The organism is Bradyrhizobium sp. F1.13.3, assembly GCF_040548265.1.
GTDB lineage: Bacteria > Pseudomonadota > Alphaproteobacteria > Rhizobiales > Xanthobacteraceae > Bradyrhizobium.
On sequence record NZ_JBEPRI010000004.1, the window covers coordinates 26,708 to 42,761 of the forward strand.

20 protein-coding genes and 1 tRNA gene are annotated in these 16,054 nt (G+C 59.5%); 15 read left to right on the forward strand and 6 right to left on the reverse strand.

From position 1 onward, the window contains the following. Nucleotides 1-195 precede the first annotated feature (195 nt). The 8 genes from ABIB66_RS12380 to ABIB66_RS12415 all read left to right on the forward strand — a co-directional run bounded on the left by ABIB66_RS12380 (nt 196) and on the right by ABIB66_RS12415 (nt 5,023). Nucleotides 196-792 carry a HEPN domain-containing protein gene (locus ABIB66_RS12380; protein WP_354254894.1) on the forward strand — a complete coding sequence of 199 codons (597 nt, stop codon included), beginning with the start codon at nt 196-198 and terminating at the stop codon, nt 790-792. A 521-nt stretch (nt 793-1,313) separates the two neighbouring features. Next, the gene (locus ABIB66_RS12385) at nt 1,314-1,895 is read left to right on the forward strand and encodes a hypothetical protein (RefSeq protein WP_354254895.1); all 582 of its coding nucleotides are present in this window, start codon (nt 1,314-1,316) and stop codon (nt 1,893-1,895) included. A 239-nt stretch (nt 1,896-2,134) separates the two neighbouring features. After that, the gene (locus tag ABIB66_RS12390; RefSeq protein WP_354254896.1) at nt 2,135-2,296 is read left to right on the forward strand and encodes a hypothetical protein; all 162 of its coding nucleotides are present in this window, start codon (nt 2,135-2,137) and stop codon (nt 2,294-2,296) included. Nucleotides 2,297-2,588: 292 nt separating this feature from the next. Continuing rightward, on the forward strand, nt 2,589-2,876 hold the full coding sequence (locus tag ABIB66_RS12395; protein ID WP_354254897.1) for a hypothetical protein: 288 nt from the start codon (nt 2,589-2,591) through the stop codon (nt 2,874-2,876). 80 nt (nt 2,877-2,956) lie between these two features. Then, a complete protein-coding gene (locus ABIB66_RS12400; protein ID WP_354254898.1) occupies nt 2,957-3,235 on the forward strand; it encodes a hypothetical protein in 279 nt (92 codons plus the stop codon). 242 nt (nt 3,236-3,477) lie between these two features. Beyond that, entirely contained in the window at nt 3,478-3,765 is a 288-nt protein-coding gene (locus ABIB66_RS12405; protein WP_354254899.1) for a MarC family protein, read from the forward strand. Between the two features lie 282 nt (nt 3,766-4,047). After that, nucleotides 4,048-4,488: a DUF1269 domain-containing protein gene (locus ABIB66_RS12410; protein WP_354254974.1), complete on the forward strand. Its 441-nt coding sequence runs from the start codon at nt 4,048-4,050 to the stop codon at nt 4,486-4,488. A gap of 265 nt (nt 4,489-4,753) precedes the next feature. Further along, nucleotides 4,754-5,023 carry a hypothetical protein gene (locus ABIB66_RS12415; protein WP_354254900.1) on the forward strand — a complete coding sequence of 90 codons (270 nt, stop codon included), beginning with the start codon at nt 4,754-4,756 and terminating at the stop codon, nt 5,021-5,023. Nucleotides 5,024-5,125: 102 nt separating this feature from the next. Here ABIB66_RS12415 and ABIB66_RS12420 read toward each other — a convergent pair whose 3' ends face one another. The 5 genes from ABIB66_RS12420 to ABIB66_RS12440 all read right to left on the reverse strand — a co-directional run bounded on the left by ABIB66_RS12420 (nt 5,126) and on the right by ABIB66_RS12440 (nt 9,229). After that, complete coding sequence (locus ABIB66_RS12420; protein WP_354254901.1) at nt 5,126-5,941, reverse strand: DUF2971 domain-containing protein; 816 nt, start codon at nt 5,939-5,941, stop codon at nt 5,126-5,128. 132 nt (nt 5,942-6,073) lie between these two features. Further along, nucleotides 6,074-6,232: a hypothetical protein gene (locus ABIB66_RS12425; RefSeq protein WP_354254902.1), complete on the reverse strand. Its 159-nt coding sequence runs from the start codon at nt 6,230-6,232 to the stop codon at nt 6,074-6,076. A 121-nt stretch (nt 6,233-6,353) separates the two neighbouring features. Beyond that, nucleotides 6,354-7,352 carry a methylamine utilization protein MauJ gene (gene mauJ / locus ABIB66_RS12430; protein WP_354254903.1) on the reverse strand — a complete coding sequence of 333 codons (999 nt, stop codon included), beginning with the start codon at nt 7,350-7,352 and terminating at the stop codon, nt 6,354-6,356. A 269-nt stretch (nt 7,353-7,621) separates the two neighbouring features. Then, entirely contained in the window at nt 7,622-8,227 is a 606-nt protein-coding gene (locus tag ABIB66_RS12435) for an HNH endonuclease (RefSeq protein ID WP_354254904.1), read from the reverse strand. 928 nt (nt 8,228-9,155) lie between these two features. Beyond that, nucleotides 9,156-9,229 (reverse strand) — tRNA-Gln (locus ABIB66_RS12440). 298 nt (nt 9,230-9,527) lie between these two features. On the opposite strand from ABIB66_RS12440, the gene ABIB66_RS12445 reads away from it, so the two are divergent. The 7 genes from ABIB66_RS12445 to ABIB66_RS12475 all read left to right on the forward strand — a co-directional run bounded on the left by ABIB66_RS12445 (nt 9,528) and on the right by ABIB66_RS12475 (nt 15,296). Continuing rightward, nucleotides 9,528-9,890, forward strand: a complete 363-nt coding sequence (locus tag ABIB66_RS12445) for a DUF1428 domain-containing protein (RefSeq protein ID WP_275167359.1) — start codon at nt 9,528-9,530, stop codon at nt 9,888-9,890. A 180-nt stretch (nt 9,891-10,070) separates the two neighbouring features. Further along, nucleotides 10,071-11,324 carry an ABC transporter substrate-binding protein gene (locus ABIB66_RS12450; protein ID WP_275167358.1) on the forward strand — a complete coding sequence of 418 codons (1,254 nt, stop codon included), beginning with the start codon at nt 10,071-10,073 and terminating at the stop codon, nt 11,322-11,324. A gap of 65 nt (nt 11,325-11,389) precedes the next feature. Next, nucleotides 11,390-12,253, forward strand: a complete 864-nt coding sequence (locus ABIB66_RS12455; RefSeq protein ID WP_275167357.1) for a branched-chain amino acid ABC transporter permease — start codon at nt 11,390-11,392, stop codon at nt 12,251-12,253. Nucleotides 12,254-12,280: 27 nt separating this feature from the next. Then, entirely contained in the window at nt 12,281-13,252 is a 972-nt protein-coding gene (locus ABIB66_RS12460; RefSeq protein WP_063992810.1) for a branched-chain amino acid ABC transporter permease, read from the forward strand. After that, nucleotides 13,242-14,009, forward strand: a complete 768-nt coding sequence (locus ABIB66_RS12465) for an ABC transporter ATP-binding protein (protein WP_275167356.1) — start codon at nt 13,242-13,244, stop codon at nt 14,007-14,009. The genes ABIB66_RS12460 and ABIB66_RS12465 overlap by 11 nt, the downstream gene beginning before the upstream one ends. Beyond that, nucleotides 14,006-14,725, forward strand: a complete 720-nt coding sequence (locus ABIB66_RS12470; protein ID WP_275167355.1) for an ABC transporter ATP-binding protein — start codon at nt 14,006-14,008, stop codon at nt 14,723-14,725. Before ABIB66_RS12465 ends, ABIB66_RS12470 begins: the two co-directional genes overlap by 4 nt. A gap of 46 nt (nt 14,726-14,771) precedes the next feature. Further along, the gene (locus ABIB66_RS12475; RefSeq protein WP_354213824.1) at nt 14,772-15,296 is read left to right on the forward strand and encodes an SEL1-like repeat protein; all 525 of its coding nucleotides are present in this window, start codon (nt 14,772-14,774) and stop codon (nt 15,294-15,296) included. Here the strand turns inward: ABIB66_RS12475 and ABIB66_RS12480 are convergent. After that, nucleotides 15,291-15,959 carry a TetR/AcrR family transcriptional regulator gene (locus ABIB66_RS12480; protein WP_275167353.1) on the reverse strand — a complete coding sequence of 223 codons (669 nt, stop codon included), beginning with the start codon at nt 15,957-15,959 and terminating at the stop codon, nt 15,291-15,293. The genes ABIB66_RS12475 and ABIB66_RS12480 overlap by 6 nt on opposite strands. Nucleotides 15,960-16,054 lie beyond the last annotated feature (95 nt).

Sequence of the window (16,054 nt, forward strand, 5' to 3'; positions counted from 1 at the left end):
TTTCTTGCGTCCGTGTTGCGCGAGCGATTTGTGCCTGTCTATAAGCTTTTATTTGAATAGGGGTGATTCGCAGGGCTTTGCAAACGCGGAAAACGGCTTAGAACGAGTGCGAACTCCAACCAAGTCATTGATTATTAGCTCAAATGTTTGCCGATGCCGGGTGGACTCGAACCCGCGCCTGCGGAGTATTTGACGATGCCTCAGACCCCTGCGAACGAAAGCCCGGCCAGGGCGATGCTCCTGAACGCCGAGGAGTTTCGCAAGGCAGCCATCATGCTGGAGAGCTACCCCTTCTTGTCTGGCCTGGACCCTCACATCATCATTCCGATGATGGTCTGCTATGCGTTCGCAACAGAAATGTATCTCAAGTTTCTTCTATCTCACGTCACAGGACGAGACGTCCCCGAAACGCACGACCTAGAAGAATTGTTTCGCAACCTACCCAAGCCCGTTAAGCGGAGAATTAAGAAAGCTTGGGAAAATCCGCCAGGGATCGAGGCCAACATCCGAAATGCGATAGAGAGCAAGCTTGGACGGTCCCGCTCGTTTGAGGAGACATTGTCCGACAGCGCACATGCTTTCGTCAGTCTAAGATATCACTACGAACTGGGGAACGTTACGGGGTTCAACTTTTCGGGTGATCTGCTCGGCGCAATAAGGCGAGTCATATTTGAACTCTATCCAACAGAGTTTTCCGATATTCGGCTTCCGCTCCCAATCGGAGCAGTGCCAGCCGACGTGCAGAACTCGATTTTAACAGCCGTCCGACCTCCCGCTTCGCAATGCTCTTGATGCAATACTTGCGGTGGCCTTACCGGTAAGCGAAGCGCTCGCTATTGGGAAATTTCCCAGAGTCCATTCACCAGACTGGCGCGCTATGAAACCGCCACGGCGATCTCAATCATATTCGCAGGCAGGCGGCTGAATGTCGCGAGATGGCCCAGATGGCCAAGGATGAGCGACAGCGGGAGCAGTGGCTGCTGCTCGCCGAGGAGTACGAGAAGCTCGCCAGCGAGATCGAGTGGCGCAAGCAACGCGGTGATCGGTAGTCCTATTGACTTCTGCACAATGGGCTTCAGTCGATTGACAATCCTGGCACGAACTCGCGTCCCAGACCTGGTGCAGCGGCCGCCGCCGCAAGGAGTGCCTGGGCTGCTATCCACAGAAAAGCCAGCATGCCTGTTCATAGATGAGAGGGCGGAGACGTTGTTGGTTGCGCGTCTTAACCGGCATGTTGACAATGCAGGCCATGTGCTCACGGCGCTTCGTACTGTCTCGCACTCACGTGAGCGCTAGGAGCGTAAGCCTTAGCCATGTTAAACCCTCATACCGCGCAAAAGAAACTCGACCCCTCGATGATGTTTCACGATGGATTTATCTATCGCGAAGCAGCGGTCCGAATCGCCAATCAAGCGCCAACTCAGCCGGCTATGTTTTTCCCCGCAGCGAGCTTGTTTGCGCTATCCTCGGAAATCTTTCTTAAGTGCCTTCTTGCTGTGAAGCATAAAGGTCTAATTCCTCGTAAAATCCAGTGGAATCACCACCTTCGTGAACTATTTGACGAGTTGCCGCATACACACGCGACGATAGAAAAACATTGGAACGCCGCGATTGAGAAGAATGAGCTTTACAAGATAAACGACGGCCCATTTCGCACGAAAACAGATCTAAAGACGTGCCTCACAGAGGGGGCGAAGGCGTTCGAAAAGTACCGATATGTCTATGAGCAAAGCCTTGTACCATTTTCGTTGCAGCCGTTGCCAGATGTTCTAGTGGCGGCGATCAGCGAACTTGAGCCTAGTGTCCCCCGCTATCCAGCAGTCATAACCGATTTCGCACCATTCCGCGTAGCAATACATGCCGATGGCAAGGTCCATATGGCTTGGAAGGGTTAGGCCTCGACCAGGCGCTCGTACTCCACCGACATCCTATTTCGTTGAACGCGAATACAATGCGACGTGTCTCGGTTGAGGATCGAGGCAGGTGTCGGACCCCGAGCGCCAGTTCATCGAGCGGCGCCTGTTGGAGGAGAGCTCCGCGCTAGAGGCGTTGACGTTTCCCTTCGCGCTCACCATGCCCCCGAGCCCGGTCTTGCCCTTGACAACGGGGCCTGCGCGATGAGTGACGTGCGGACATGCCGATCCGCGGCAGCGAGAAGGTCACTGCCCACTACCGGCTGCTGCTCGCCAACGCCAAGACTGAGAAGGAGCGAGCACTCTATCTGAGTCGGATTGAGCGCGAGCAGCGGCTACTGGACCAGCTTCAGAACGGCTTCCCGGGACGGATCGCAGCATGAACTTCAAGACCGATGAGGATGGCTACGCTGGCTTCGACATCGTGTTGAAGCAGCGCGGGCTCGGCCGGTGGAAGTGGGCCGTTTGCGGGCCTGGTGGCGAAGCCGTGATGTCGGGGTCGGAGTGCAGTCGCGCGGCCGCAGGGTACAAGGCGGAGCCGTCGCTGTTTCTCCTCCTTTGCGCAACTGCGTCCCGGGCCCCGGCCGCCGCGGGACGGCGCATAGGAGGAGTGTAGGAACTCTGGACGTCGTTGGCCGGTTGTCCGCCTCTCGAGCCATGGCGCGGAGGACAACCTTGGAAAGCACGATCATAGGAGAATTGGCCTCGCGGCGAGAGGCCGAGCTGGCCGTGGAGCGCCTCGTCCAAGAATGCGCGGTCGCGCGAGGCGACGTCTTCGTTCAGCCTGTGGGGGCCTCGAATTCGTCCGGGACGCGGTCCGCCGGCGCCGACGTCAAAGCCGTGCCGCGGCCGGAAGGGCAGAAGCTTGACGGCGAGATCGAGGTTGATTTCGACGGTGACGAACCGGATACGATCGCCGAGGCGCTGAAGGGCGCAGGCGCGAAGGCCGTTCGCACTAATTAAGCGCTTTTTGAATGGCTGGTCTCAAGCATCCCGTGACCCCAGACGGTCGCTACTTCGTCGTCCGGGGGAAGCTATGGCGGATGAGCGATCCGAGCATTGCTCTTAATGAGAAGTCGCGGCTTGTTAAGCAGCTGATGGATGCACGCCGCGCGGTGAAGGTAGCCAAAGCGGCCCAATGTCCGGAAGCCGAAGCCGCAGCGCATCGGTTGGTCGACCAAGCAAAGCATGGCTTGGGGGAGCGGGGGCCGGTCTGGTGGACGGACGGCAAGCCGGACTTCAACCGACATGCGGTCAAGAACACTCCTTACGCCGACTGGTATGCCCGGCTGAGGCGGCGAGCTTCAGAGACTCGAAAATGACTTTAATGGCGCACCCGGTGCCAGGGTCAGTCGCCGGCATCCTGACCCCGCGCTGCGAATTGCGGGCGGGCTCGTAGTCGCGGTCTCCGGCTGTTCAATGCTTCATGCGCCACCGCTGCCCCATGACGCCCGCGAGACTTCGACCGCCAGCCTTGCTACGATTCAAAGAATGGCGTTTTTCCCGCTGACTACCGGCCCCGTATCGCAACCGCTATCGCGATTAGTACAAACCGGCCAGACGAATGCACGAATTGTTCACGTCGACCGTTGTCTGGTTTGTCATTGCGCTTGCTGTGGCGGCTACGATCTATCACGCTTACAAGCGGTCAAGCAGTATGGCCCGCTTGTTCGGGGAAGAAGGCACAAGCGTTGTAACGAGACTATCGGCCATTCTTCTGCTTTGCGTCGGGGTGCAGATCATTATCACCGGAGGGATCGAGGTGGCACGATCTATTTTGGCTGCTCAGATAGGAGGCTCAGAGCAAGTCGCCAACAGCGCATGGTCGTTGTTGCCCCATCGCTTCCGTTGACGCGCTTTCGCTCATAAGAATAGACTTGGAAATTTGCAGCCGAGCGCTGAACCAACGCGGGCGACCCACAAGCGGGATCGGGCGAAAACAACGGCGCTCTTCCACTCTGCTGATTTGTTTCGACCCTCGACGGCACAGGCGACAGGTTGATCTAAATCAATTACCCCCACGGCGGGTTCTCTCAGCCTCCAAAGACCTGCAATGGAGAACTGCCATGAGTAATCTGTGATCGCATTCCCGACAGAAGCGAAAGCGGAAGAGGTTCGTCAAAAGCTGTTCGCAATGCAGAAAGAGTACTTAATCGAACTGGGCGATGCGGTAATCGCCGTCAAAGACGCCAAGGGAAACGTCAGGCTAAATCAACTGATCAATACCACCGCTGCCGCCGCGGTTGGCGGTGCCTTTTGGGGATCGCTGATAGGACTGATCTTCTTGATGCCCCTGGCTGGCGCGGCGCTCGGTGCCGCCTCTGGCACGCTCGGCGGGTATTTGACCGACGTCGGCATCAACGACAAATTTATGAAGGATACCGCTGCCGCAATCCAGCCCGGCACCGCAGCGCTGTTCGTCTTGGTTCGCAAGGTCACCGCCGACAAAGTACTTGAAGGGCTCCGGGGGGAAGGCGGCACCGTTCTGAAAACATCTCTCGACCACACAAAGGAAGCGGCGCTGCAAGCCGCACTTGCGGGCGTCCAAGCTGCTGTTCCATCCGGGCCCGCTTAGAGCTGTCCGTTCTGCCCCCAACTACGGGGCGGAACGCCAGATTTGATCTGAACTGATGCGACCTGGCGCGCCAACGCCGCACAGGGCTACGTCGTGATGCGTATGCTTTCGCGGGCGCTGTTCTCAACCAGCGTCGGGGACCACTCCCTGATGCGTGCGATTAGCTGAGGGCTGCGCCGATGCGCAATGGGAGGCTGGAGATCCTGGCAAAAAGCCACGACTGAGGCGCTAAGTCAGGCTGCAACTTAGGCCAAGAAGAGCGTCTATGCCGCCTTCGCTGCCGGTGAGAGCTCGCGAACTCGGCAGGTGCAGCTATCAATGCCAAATCGTCGCGCTCGGCCTCGCGCCGTGGCAGCTTCCGCCGAGTCACTCCGGCGATAAGGCGTCCGGCGATGCCTCCGGACATCGCGAGAGTGCCGAGCTGCTGAAGCGGATGATGGCGCTTGGCCTGTCCGTGTTCGAACCCGACCCGCTGCCCGCGATTGAACGGTTCGAGCAGCGCACCAAAGATCACGATAGCACCGTGTCACCGTGATCGCAGAATTTACATCGATACAGTGCGTATATGCGAGCCACCGAAGCCGAGCAGCGATAGACAGAGAGGTAAGGGCGGGACCCGATGCCTTCGCACCGCAAGTTACTTTGATCGGTCTTCCAAGCTCGAGCGCTCAACTGGAGAGTCCACGCCAGCAAGATGACTCATTTTTCTAACAAGGTGTTCGAGAAATACTGGAGCGTCCGGGGCAAGGACGGTGCGCCTTATCAGACTCCTCAGGTCAGCTTTTATGTACAGCCCGGGGCAGTCGAAATTGTTCATTCCGAGGCCACTGTATTGATCAGGGCGCATGTCTGTTCCGTCTAGATTCACGCACATCGGTCCCCGGATGCTCATTGTTGTCATCCTAACCTCTCGCTCGGCCGCGAATCCGTTTCCTTTCAGGAATGCTCTTTCGCCAGCCTGATTGGCTTCATAGTGGGACATGACATGCGAACTCAGATCGACATACTGGACACGTCCAATCGACGAGAACTGCGGGTCACAATAAACATGCTGACGGAGCAGCTTGATTGTCGAAACAACAGCAACACCTTCATGACTACCTGCATAATCTCGCCACATCGCGCTCGATTCTTCTTCACTACAGAACCAACAGTTCGCTAGCGTTAATTCGCGACCATCCTCCACATTGCGGTTGCTCGAATTCTTAATTTGCTCCGTAAATCCAGGGTTGTTCTTGATGATTTCCCATTGAAGATATCGCTCGGTCATCTCCCGTGCGGCGATGACAGGCATCGCTCCCTCATCGGCATCCATCGAAAGCAACGTCTTCAGTTTCGCAAACCAGAGGGCGCTGTAAATCATCATTGAAACGTACTTGGGAAACGTAAGGTAACGCCATACGTGAAGGTTCAGTTCGGCCTCGGTTGAATGACGTAGTTGAAAATTCGCCATTGTGGAAATCCGCTTTTTAAAACGCACCACTCGCACTGCTCCGCTGCGAATCGGGAGGCTTCACGATGGCACAATGCAGGGTAGTAACGCGCGGCGCGGAAAGCTTGTCCCGGTTATTCACAGGTGACATCGCTACTGGAACGTCACCTTCGTCGCCCCAACAATCTCGATCTTGTCGGTCGCGGAGCGTCGATCTTCGGTGACGACGGTCAACGTGATCGGCGGGACCATGTCCGGACCGCGGTGTGGCGGCAAGGCGGGTATCAGTTCGTCTTGTGACTGCAGCGTCACGAGCTTTCGACCGTCCGGCAGAATGATCGGATCGGACCATCACCTCAGCGCGCCGTGCCCGGCGGTGCTGCAAACGGTTTTCGCCGAAGGCGAGTTTTTTGTGGTTGGGTCGGCGCCATGTCTAGTCGTCAAACATGTTGCCCGTCTCGTCGATGCGGTGGGCTGTGATCTTCGGAAGGACGACATTCTGCAGTTGCGGGTCGGCTGGATCACCGTGCATTCCAATAACGAAATGGGCCTTCATTACCCCTGCCCGTGAAACGAACGTCTCGGGCGCGGAAAAAACTAGTCGATCAAGTTGACTCTGCTTGATGACGAACGCGTTGAATATGGCCATGAACGCCGTTTGGCCCGCGAAATCGACGGCCTTGGCGAACTCAAAGTCCGGCTCGCGCTCCTGAATCGCTTCCTCGATTTGTTCGCGTGCTCGTCCGTGCATCAATCCATTTCTGATGTCGAACAGATCGCTTTGAATCTGGGAGCCGACCTTCAGGCGCGTCAAGAGGGCTTCTATTCGTTGCTTTTGAAACGGTCGGTGTGTGGATACTTCGTTGCAAGTTGGACAAAAGAGATCAGAACGACATTTCTGGCATTTGTCCCCGACGACAAGTTTGTCGGTTGTAGTCTCAGCGATCAATTCAAGCACAAACCAAAAGTACTGAAACTGATCCTCCATTATGGTGGAGCTGACGCCTGCGGAGTACCAGCGCAATGCGCGATCCACAGCGACGGAGTTTGGAGATGTTTGCAGTTCTTTGACGCTTTCGAATATTTCGGCAGTTATCGCTTCCGGTCGGTCCCGGTAGTCGTCTCGCTCGTAGGCAAACTGCTCCCTGTGTTCGACGCCGGGAGTCCAATCCATCAAAGTCGTTTGCGAACAATTTTGAAGGGCAGAGCCAGTCACAAAGCTAAGAAGGCGTAGAAACTGCCGTGCTGAATTTAGTGCGAGGTCCTCGGCAGCGGAAATTCCTTCGGATTGAAGGATGATCCGGAGTTCAAGGTCCTCCTCCAGCTCGGGCTCGCTCTCGATCAAACCGGACAATGTAATTTTGTATTCGCCGCGCGGATGTTCGTAATGCAGTTCAGAAGGCTGCTTTAGCCAGACGCAGATCGGCTTCAAGTCGATAGACAGCGAGCCACGTTTTCATTTCCGCTTCCACGAATCGACCTCCAGGGTGTGGGTCATCCAGGATCGTAGCAGAGAGAAAACGCGCCATCGTTAGCCGAGTTGCGACTTTGGACACCCGGCCGGACACTGTCGAGACGACGTTTTGATATCGCTACAGTTTTTTGTCTCTCTGGTCTCCCGCAAGGGGAGAAGGGCAGGGATCAACGTCTATCGTATGTCTCTGACACCAAAGCTCGGTGGGATACCTAGGGAGCGTCAACTTATTCGGGGGCAAACACGTTGTTGCGGTGGTGCGCAAGGTAGGCGCGGTGCTGATCTATCAGTTTTGGTATTAAGGCTGTGCTGGAGATCCCGGCGACCACGTACTGGGTCGCAGGGAATAGCGGAGAAATGAGGATAGTTCCGTCGTCCTCGAAGCTGATGAGGCCAGCATCAAAGGCGGCGTAGTATGCTGGCCCAAGTATGATCCCATTAAATACGTCCAGACGCTCTTGGTTGTCTGAATCGCACCACGGCTTGATGTGTGACGCCCGCAACAGTGCCTCCACCTCAAGGCCTGTCACTGCACATCTGCCTGACCAGTGGCGAAGTAGGTCGCGACGCCAACGGCCCTGACCTATCCTAGCTTTCACGAGCGTGTCTCGTGTCGTCTTATCTCGGATGATCTGCTGGAGGGTATCAGCAACCATCTGCTCGACTGGCGTGGCGAACGCAAGTTGCTCGCAAATAAGCTGACCAGCTTTTGGTGGAATGGCGAACAGATATCCTTGAACGCCAAGTTTTTGTTTCGTTATCGGAGAATTTCGCGCAGGCAATCGCTCGACAAGCGCATCTACAAACGTTGAGATTGGAACGGGCGGTGTCACTGCCCGATAGGCGACATCGACTCTACGCCCGTCGTTTTTCTCACACGCCCCCTAACTCGTCAGGCTGTGGTGCATCGTAAGCCGAGGAGGATGCGACGCCGATCGCGCCGATCGACTGGTTCGCGTAGGAAAAAATGACGTCTCCTGGCCGAACGAGTGTCATATTAGACCAGTGGGTGAATACGACTCCACCCGATCCGCTTTTCGGTGCCCAGAGATAGCCGCCGTCCCGCTCTTGCCGGTGCGTTTTGTTTAAGCCATGCAGTTCCGCCCGCCACATATCAGCTTTGTGCCAATGGTTCACGATGCTTGCGAGAGGCGGCCTGGACAACGTGTGTTTGCCGTTCTGCACCGTATTCTCGGCTCGGTCGCTCAGTCGGTGCAGCACTGGACGTGAGATCGACGCCGCACAACGAGCCCTCATTTCTAGCGCCATCGTGAGGGGGATGCTTGAAGTGGACGGCAACTCCCGCCATCGGCAAAAAGGAGGGAATAATCTCATTTGCACCCAAAAACGCACCCCAAATTGGAAATCGTGCCTAGGCTCTGGCGCCCTAGCTTAGTTCTGTACCGCAGCCAACGATTTGATTTTTCTATCTGATCAGTGGTGAGCGCGCCGGGGCTTGAACCCAGGACCCCGTGATTAAAAGTCATTTACTTGGAGTAAGGCAGCTCCATCTATGCTCATCACGCTTGTTTCGGCTACCGAGAACCAGAAAGAGTAGGGCGCTTGAACCATCGCTTGGGTTGCGCTACGTCTCTGGCTCAACCGTGCCGTTGCCAGGACCGCAGATCATCCGCGCTGACCTGACACCCTTCCTGAGCCGCCGCTTGAAGGTCGCAGTAACACACAATGGGGTGTTACGAAAGTTTGTTGCCCTGTTACGAGGGCGCCATTAATGCATTGATTTTGCTGGCTTTTTTGTTGTGGCTGGGGAACTAGGATTCGAACCTAGACAAACAGAGTCAGAGTCTGTTGTGCTACCGTTACACCATTCCCCAACGGAATAGCCGAACAAATTCAATGACTTGTTGATTTGTCCGGCTGTGGCCGATGGCGCTGTCGCGCAAATCACGGCTCAGGCGTGGAGGGTTTCTACCCGCTCGGCTGTGGGCTGGCAAGCGCTGCGACGCAGGGGTGTTTTGCGGTCCACTTGGGACGTGCGGGCCGTGGGATCGCAGGCTCCGGCGGCGCGCCACGGCGGCGCGCGACCGTTTGCCTCATCCGAAAATCACGTTTCCTGGTCGGATCGTCAGGCGCCGCATCGTCCTTCGGATACACAGCCCAAGGAGATCCGTGATGCCCTATGTCGATGGTTTCGTGCTGGCCGTGCCGAAGGACAAAATCGAGGCCTACAAGGCGCTGGCGCAATCGGCCTGCGCGATCTGGATGGAGCACGGCGCGCTCGACTATGTCGAATGCATCGGCGACGACGTGCCCTATGGCGAGCTCACCTCGTTTCCGCGCGCGGTGATGGCGAAGGAGGACGAGATCGTGGTGTTCTCCTGGATCGTCTATCGCGACCGGGAGACCCGTGATGCCGTCAACAAGAAGGTGATGTCGGACCCGCGGCTGAAGTTGGACGGCATGCCGTTCGACGGAAAGCGCATGATCTATGGCGGCTTCACGACGCTGCTGAGCGCGAGCGATCCCGTGGGGTGAGGGCGCTGACCCAGCCCACACCGGTGCTTGTCCATGCAGCATCGTGGCAAGCCGTTTCACTTGCCGGTACAGGGCCAGCATGCCATCCTCTCATCGCCAGGCATAAACAAACGGAAGCGGGCGCTTAGCCGAGCTTCCAAAAAATCCTGGTTGGGGAAACCCCTTGGGAGGTCTGATTTCATGAGATTGAAGCACGTCACCGGGCTGCTTTGCGCGGCTGCGATGTCCCTTGCGCTCGCTTCAGCCGCGCAGGCCCAGGACAAGGTCGTCAAGATCGGCGCGATCCTGCCGATGTCAGGCGGCACCGCCTCGATCGGCGCGCACGCCAAGGCGGCGCTCGAAGTCGCCATGGACATCATCAACAACCCTCATCCCGAGCTCGGCACTCTGCCGCTGGCCAAGAACGCAGGCCTTGCGGGCCTCGGCGGTGCCAAGATCGAGATCGTGTTCGCCGACAACCAGGGCAACCCGGCGACAGGCCAGAACCAGGCGTTGCGCCTGATCACGGAAGAAAAGGTGGCCGCCGTGTTCGGCTCCTATCAGTCCGGCGTCACGCTGACCTCGAGCGCAATCGCCGAGAAATACGGCATTCCCTTTCTTAACTCCGAGTCGGTCGCCGCCAATCTCACCGAGCGCGGCTTCAAATGGTTCTTCCGCACCACGCCGATCGCCACCGACTTCGCCAAGGCGTATGTCGATTTCCTCGCCGACATCAAGGCGCAAGGCGCCAAGACCGATGCAATCGCGCTGGTTCACGACAACACCGAATACGGCACCTCGGTCGCCAACACGATCAGCGCCGCCTTCAAGGAGAAGGGCCAGGCCATCGCAGTTGACGTTGCCTATCCCGTCAACGCGACCGATGTGCAGGGCCAGGTGCTCCAGCTCAAGGACAAAAAGCCCGACGTGATCATCATGATCAGCTACACGTCGGATGCGATCCTGTTCGCCAAGACTATGCAGTCGCTTGACTACAAGCCGGCGGTGCTTTTGGCCGACGACGCCGGCTATTCCGATCCCTCCTTCATCAAGGCGGTCGGCAAGATATCGCAAGGCGTCTTCAACCGTTCGTCATGGTCGGTGGGGCCGGCCGGCTCACCATCGGCCATCATCGCCGACATGTACAAGAAGAAGAGCGGCGAGGAGATGGACGACACCGTCGGCCGCCAGATGCAGGGCTTCTTCGTGCTGGCCGACGCAATCGACCGCGCCGGCTCGACCGACCCGGCGAAGATCCAGGCCGCGTTGAAGGCGACCGATCTGAAGCCCGAGCAATTGATGATGGGCTACAAGGGCGTGAAGTTCGACGACAAGGGCCAGAATATTCTCGCCTCCGGGCTCATCATCCAGCTTCAGGACGGCGAGAACTACACCGCGGTGTGGCCGAAGGCCAATGCTGCGAAGGCGCCGGTGCTGCCCTACAAGGGCTGGTGAGATTTGAAGGCGGGGCTGCGCGCCCCGCCATTCCCGAAATGATTTGATCAGAGCAACGCTGGCTCATGTCCTTTGTACTGGTGCAGGTGATCGTCGGCGGGCTTCTGCTTGGCGCTGTCTATGCCCTGTTTTCCTCTGGCCTCACGTTGGTGTGGGGCATGATGAACATCGTCAATTTCGCGCATGGCGATTTTGTCATGCTCGGCATGTACGTGGCCTATGTCGTGTACACGCTGATGGGGGGAGGGCCGATCCTCGGCGCGCCGCTGGCGACGCTGGTGCTCGCGACCGTCGGCGTCGTCGTCTATTTCGCCCTGATCCGCGACATCATGAAGGGACCGATGCTGGCGCAAATCCTCGGCACGTTCGGGCTTGCGCTATTGCTGCGCTATTCCGTGTTCTGGTGGTTCGGCGCCAACTTCCTATCGATGCCTCCGAACATCGTGGGCGGCACCTATGCGTTCGCGGGCCTGCGTATCGAGGCCTCGCGGCTGCTTGCCGGCGTGGTCGCGCTGCTCGTCACGCTCGGGCTGCATCTGCTGCTGACGCGGACCTCGCTCGGCTCGAAGATGCTGGCGGTGGCGGAGGATCAAACAGCGGCGCAACTGATGGGCATCCGTCCCGATACCATGCAGGCGATCGCCTGGGCGATTGCGGCCGGCGCCACCGGGCTCGCCGGCGCGCTGATCGCGAACTTCTTCTACATCGTTCCGACCGTCGGCGAGACGCTCGGCATCGTCGCCTTCGTCACGGTGTCGCTCGGCGGTTTTGGCAGTGTGCCGGGCGCCCTTGTCGCAGGCCTGCTGATCGGCGTGATCGAGTCGCTGTCGGGCTATCTGATCGGAGCGATCTACAAGGACATCGTCGTCTATGTCCTGTTCCTGCTCTTCCTCTGGTTCCGGCCACAGGGCTTGATGGGGAAGATGTGATGAGCAAGACCTGATGAGAAAGATGTGATGCGGCGCTTGATCTGGCTCTCGGTCGTCGCAGCGATTGCGATCGCCTATCCGCTGCTGCTGTCCTCGCCGTTCCAGCAGCGCCTGGGCGCGCTGGTGCTGCTTTATGCGATTGCGGCGTCCGCGTGGAATATCGTCGGCGGCTATGCCGGCCAGGTCTCGGTCGGCCACGTCGTGTTCTTCGGCTGCGGTGCTTATGCCGCGATGGGATCCTACGCAAAGTTCGGCCTGTCGCCCCTGTTCGGCATCCCCGGCGGGATCGTGCTCGCCGTGGGCCTGGCCGCGATCATCGGCGTGCCGACGCTGCGGCTGTCCGGTCATTATTTCAGCATGGCGACCATCGCGGTCGCCGAGACGATGCGGCTGATCGTGACCAACACCGATTGGCTCGGTGCCGCGGTCGGGCTCTCCGGGCCGACCGTGCCGCGCAACATCTTCGATCTCTCGTTTCTGTCGTCGCTGCCGTATTATTATCTCTTCCTTGCAATCCTCGCGATCACGCTGTTGATCACCTGGTGGATGACCAACAGCCGCATGGGATTTTACCTGCGTGCGATCAAGGATTCCGAGCGCGCGGCGCGCTCGCTCGGCGCCCCCGCCAGCCGCACCAAGCTCTACGCCTACATGCTGAGCGCAGCGCTGACGAGCGTCGCCGGCGCGCTCTATGCCATGATGTTCGGCTTCGTCGATCCCGAGTCCGGATTCGGCATCCTGATTTCGGTGAAGATCCTGATCATGGCGGCGCTGGGCGGGGCAGGGCTGCTGTTCGGGCCACTCGTCGGTGCCGCGATCCTGGTGCCGCTGGAAGAGATTTCCAACAGCTGGCTCGGCGGCAAGGGCGCCGGGCTCACCTTCGTGCTCTATGGCGCGATCATCGTCGTGATCGCGCGTTTCCAACCGGGTGGCTTGCTCAGCCTGTTCACGCGGCGCAGTAAGCCGACCAAGGACACCGGAGCTGGCCATGCTCCTTGAGGCACGCGAAATTACGAAGGCGTTCGGCAGCTTCAAGGCGGTGGACGACGCCTCCGTGACTTTGGAGCAGGGCGACATCCTCGGCCTGATCGGCCCGAACGGCGCGGGCAAGTCTACGTTCTTCAATTGCCTGACTGGCGATCTCAAGACCACTTCAGGCCGCGTCCTGTTCGAGGGCCGCGACATCACCGACTTCACGCCGGAGCTGCGCGCCGGGCTTGGGCTTGCCCGCACCTTCCAGGTGCCGCAGACTTTTGAGGGCATGACGGTGCTGGAGAACGTCATGATCGGCGCGTTCCTGCGCACCTCGCATCGCAAGGACGCCGAGACCAGGGCGCGCGCGGTGCTCGAGCGCGTCGGCATGATCAGGCTTGCGGATGCGCCGGCGCGTTCCCTCGGCACGCCCGGTCGCAAGCGGCTGGAGATCGCGCGGGCGCTGGCGACCGAGCCGAAGGTGCTTCTGCTCGACGAAGCCATGGCCGGCCTCAACGCCCATGAGGTGAGGCTCGCCATCGACCTCGTGCGCGACATTCATCGTTCCGGCATCACGCTCGTGATCGTCGAGCACATCATGGAAGTGATCATGTCGCTCGCCAGCCGCGTGATGGTGTTCCACCAAGGCAAGGAGATCGCCCGCGGCTCGCCGCGCGAGGTCACCTCCAACCCGGCGGTGATCGAGGCCTATCTCGGCAAGCGCGCAGCCAAGGCGGCCGCCGGCCACACGCCGGTCGAACTGATGGGCGGGCCGGACCTATGAGCGGGCCGTTGCTGCGGATCGAGCACCTCGAGGTGCGCTACGGCGATCTCATCGGCGTGTCCGACGTCTCGCTGGAGGTTCCCGAAGGCAGCGTCGTCGCGCTGCTCGGCTCCAATGGCGGCGGCAAGACCACGACGCTGAACGCGATCGCCGGCCTCATTCCCGTGCATTCCGGATCGATCCACTTTCGCGGCGAGGACATTGCCGGCGAGAGGGCGTTTGCGATCGTGCGCAAGGGGCTGGCGCTGTCGCCGGAAGGCTGGCGGCTGTTCGTGCAGCAGAGCGTCGAGAACAATTTGCTACTCGGCGCAACGCCGCTGCACGACAAGTCGCGCCAGGCCACGCTGCTCGAACGGGTCTACGAGATCTTTCCGCGTCTGAAGGAGCGCCGCAACCAGCGCGCCGGCACCATGTCCGGCGGCGAGCGGCAGATGCTCGCGGTCGGTCGCGCGCTGATGAGCGATCCGAAGCTGTTGATGCTGGATGAACCCTCGCTCGGTCTCGCGCCGGCGGTGGTCGAATCCATGTACGAGACCTTTGGCCGCCTGCATCGCGGGGGCCTGACCATCCTGCTCGCCGAACAGTCGATCGAGCTCGCACTCGAGGTCTCGGATTTCGCCACGGTGCTCCAGGTCGGCAAGAGCGTGTTGTCAGGCACGGCGGCGGCGCTCGCGGAGGACCCGCAGGTCCAGAAGGCTTATCTCGGCGTGGACTGATCGACGTCCGCTCGCGGTAACCGCGGCGATGTCAGCGCATGATGTTATGCTTTCGCTGTTTGCGAGACTGCCGGGAGATTGGATCGTGTTCTCAGACGGGCTTGGATTCGATGTTGGGGTCGCCCGACAACTTTTGAAAGAAGGCGGGGACGGCGAAGGCGCCGCCTATCTGGAGGCGTTCATCGCGAAAGGCTCTGTCATGGCCATGATCGAGATGGCTGAATATCTGGATGATAAGGGCGATCAGCCTGCCAGCCTGGCGTTGATGGCGCGAGCCGAGGCATCGATCGCCGACGACGATTGCGAGTCTTGGCTCTATCTCGCCGGGGCCTTGCGACGGGGGCTAGGGGCAGGGACGGCCCAGGAGCGGTACTTCAGGTCCTTCAATCTGAAGGAGCGGGTGGCCGAGTCCGGCCATTTGCTGGCCATTCAAGAAATGATCGCCAACTATTTTCACGGCCTTAACGGCGCCCCGAAAGACAGCGAGCGGGCTATCTACTGGGTAAGAAAGGCCGAGGCGATCCGGGACGAGAAGGCGAAACAGATCCTTCGCGACGAAGGATTGTCATAGCTCCGCCTGAAGCAGCAGCAACAGGCAGCCGGCCAGCCGCGTCTCCATCTCTTTCGACGAAAGCGACAGCGGCCCGGGATCGTTGAGGATCGCATTCACCAGCGTTCCCAGCACGACCTGGAAACCGAACGCGATGGTGCGGGTCTTGGCCGCCTTGCGTCCCTTGCCCATGGCCGGCAGCAGGAGAGGGGTGGCGTCCATCGTGGTGGCTTTCGCCAGCGCCTTGAACGCTGTCCATTTGTCCGGGCGGGTGTCGTCATGCTGGAGCGCGGCGCGCAGCACGCCCTCGTGGTTGCGCATCCAGGCGATGATGCCTTTGACAACGATTTGGCAGAGCTCGCTGAGGCCTGTCTCGGGCGACGGCTGCCTGATCTCGCCCAGTCGGTGCTCGCCGTCGCGCGCGGCCAGCGCCATCAAGGCGTTGAAATAGGCCTCCTTGCTCTCGAAGCGGCTGTAGAAGGCGCCAACGGTGGCGCCGACCTCGGTGCAGAGTGCTTCGATCGAGAGCTCGGCGAGGCTGCGCGTCCGCAGCATCTCGGCGCCCGCGCGCAGCAGCGCCAGCGTCGTCTCCCGGCTGCGCTTCTGGCGCGACGGGGCGACGCCGGGCAGGTCGAAATCGCGAACCCCGGGGTCTTCGGAACGTGGCTGCTTCCGTGCTTGCATCGCGGCTAAATGATAATCATAACTCTTATTATAATTTAGGTGGGGACGAGCTGCGGGTCAACCGTGGCCGTCGGCGGGCACCCAGGCCGGCCGAA

Coding starts and splice junctions, on each gene's coding strand:
- ABIB66_RS12380 (WP_354254894.1), top strand. CDS start 196: ATGCCTCAGACCCCTGCGAACGAAAGCCCGGCCAGGGCGATGCTCCTG.
- ABIB66_RS12385 (WP_354254895.1), top strand. CDS start 1,314: ATGTTAAACCCTCATACCGCGCAAAAGAAACTCGACCCCTCGATGATG.
- ABIB66_RS12390 (WP_354254896.1), top strand. CDS start 2,135: ATGCCGATCCGCGGCAGCGAGAAGGTCACTGCCCACTACCGGCTGCTG.
- ABIB66_RS12400 (WP_354254898.1), top strand. CDS start 2,957: ATGAGCGATCCGAGCATTGCTCTTAATGAGAAGTCGCGGCTTGTTAAG.
- ABIB66_RS12405 (WP_354254899.1), top strand. CDS start 3,478: ATGCACGAATTGTTCACGTCGACCGTTGTCTGGTTTGTCATTGCGCTT.
- ABIB66_RS12410 (WP_354254974.1), top strand. CDS start 4,048: ATGCAGAAAGAGTACTTAATCGAACTGGGCGATGCGGTAATCGCCGTC.
- ABIB66_RS12415 (WP_354254900.1), top strand. CDS start 4,754: ATGCCGCCTTCGCTGCCGGTGAGAGCTCGCGAACTCGGCAGGTGCAGC.
- ABIB66_RS12420 (WP_354254901.1), bottom strand. CDS start 5,941: ATGGCGAATTTTCAACTACGTCATTCAACCGAGGCCGAACTGAACCTT.
- ABIB66_RS12445 (WP_275167359.1), top strand. CDS start 9,528: ATGCCCTATGTCGATGGTTTCGTGCTGGCCGTGCCGAAGGACAAAATC.
- ABIB66_RS12450 (WP_275167358.1), top strand. CDS start 10,071: ATGAGATTGAAGCACGTCACCGGGCTGCTTTGCGCGGCTGCGATGTCC.
- ABIB66_RS12455 (WP_275167357.1), top strand. CDS start 11,390: ATGTCCTTTGTACTGGTGCAGGTGATCGTCGGCGGGCTTCTGCTTGGC.
- ABIB66_RS12460 (WP_063992810.1), top strand. CDS start 12,281: ATGCGGCGCTTGATCTGGCTCTCGGTCGTCGCAGCGATTGCGATCGCC.
- ABIB66_RS12465 (WP_275167356.1), top strand. CDS start 13,242: ATGCTCCTTGAGGCACGCGAAATTACGAAGGCGTTCGGCAGCTTCAAG.
- ABIB66_RS12470 (WP_275167355.1), top strand. CDS start 14,006: ATGAGCGGGCCGTTGCTGCGGATCGAGCACCTCGAGGTGCGCTACGGC.
- ABIB66_RS12475 (WP_354213824.1), top strand. CDS start 14,772: ATGCTTTCGCTGTTTGCGAGACTGCCGGGAGATTGGATCGTGTTCTCA.
- ABIB66_RS12480 (WP_275167353.1), bottom strand. CDS start 15,959: ATGCAAGCACGGAAGCAGCCACGTTCCGAAGACCCCGGGGTTCGCGAT.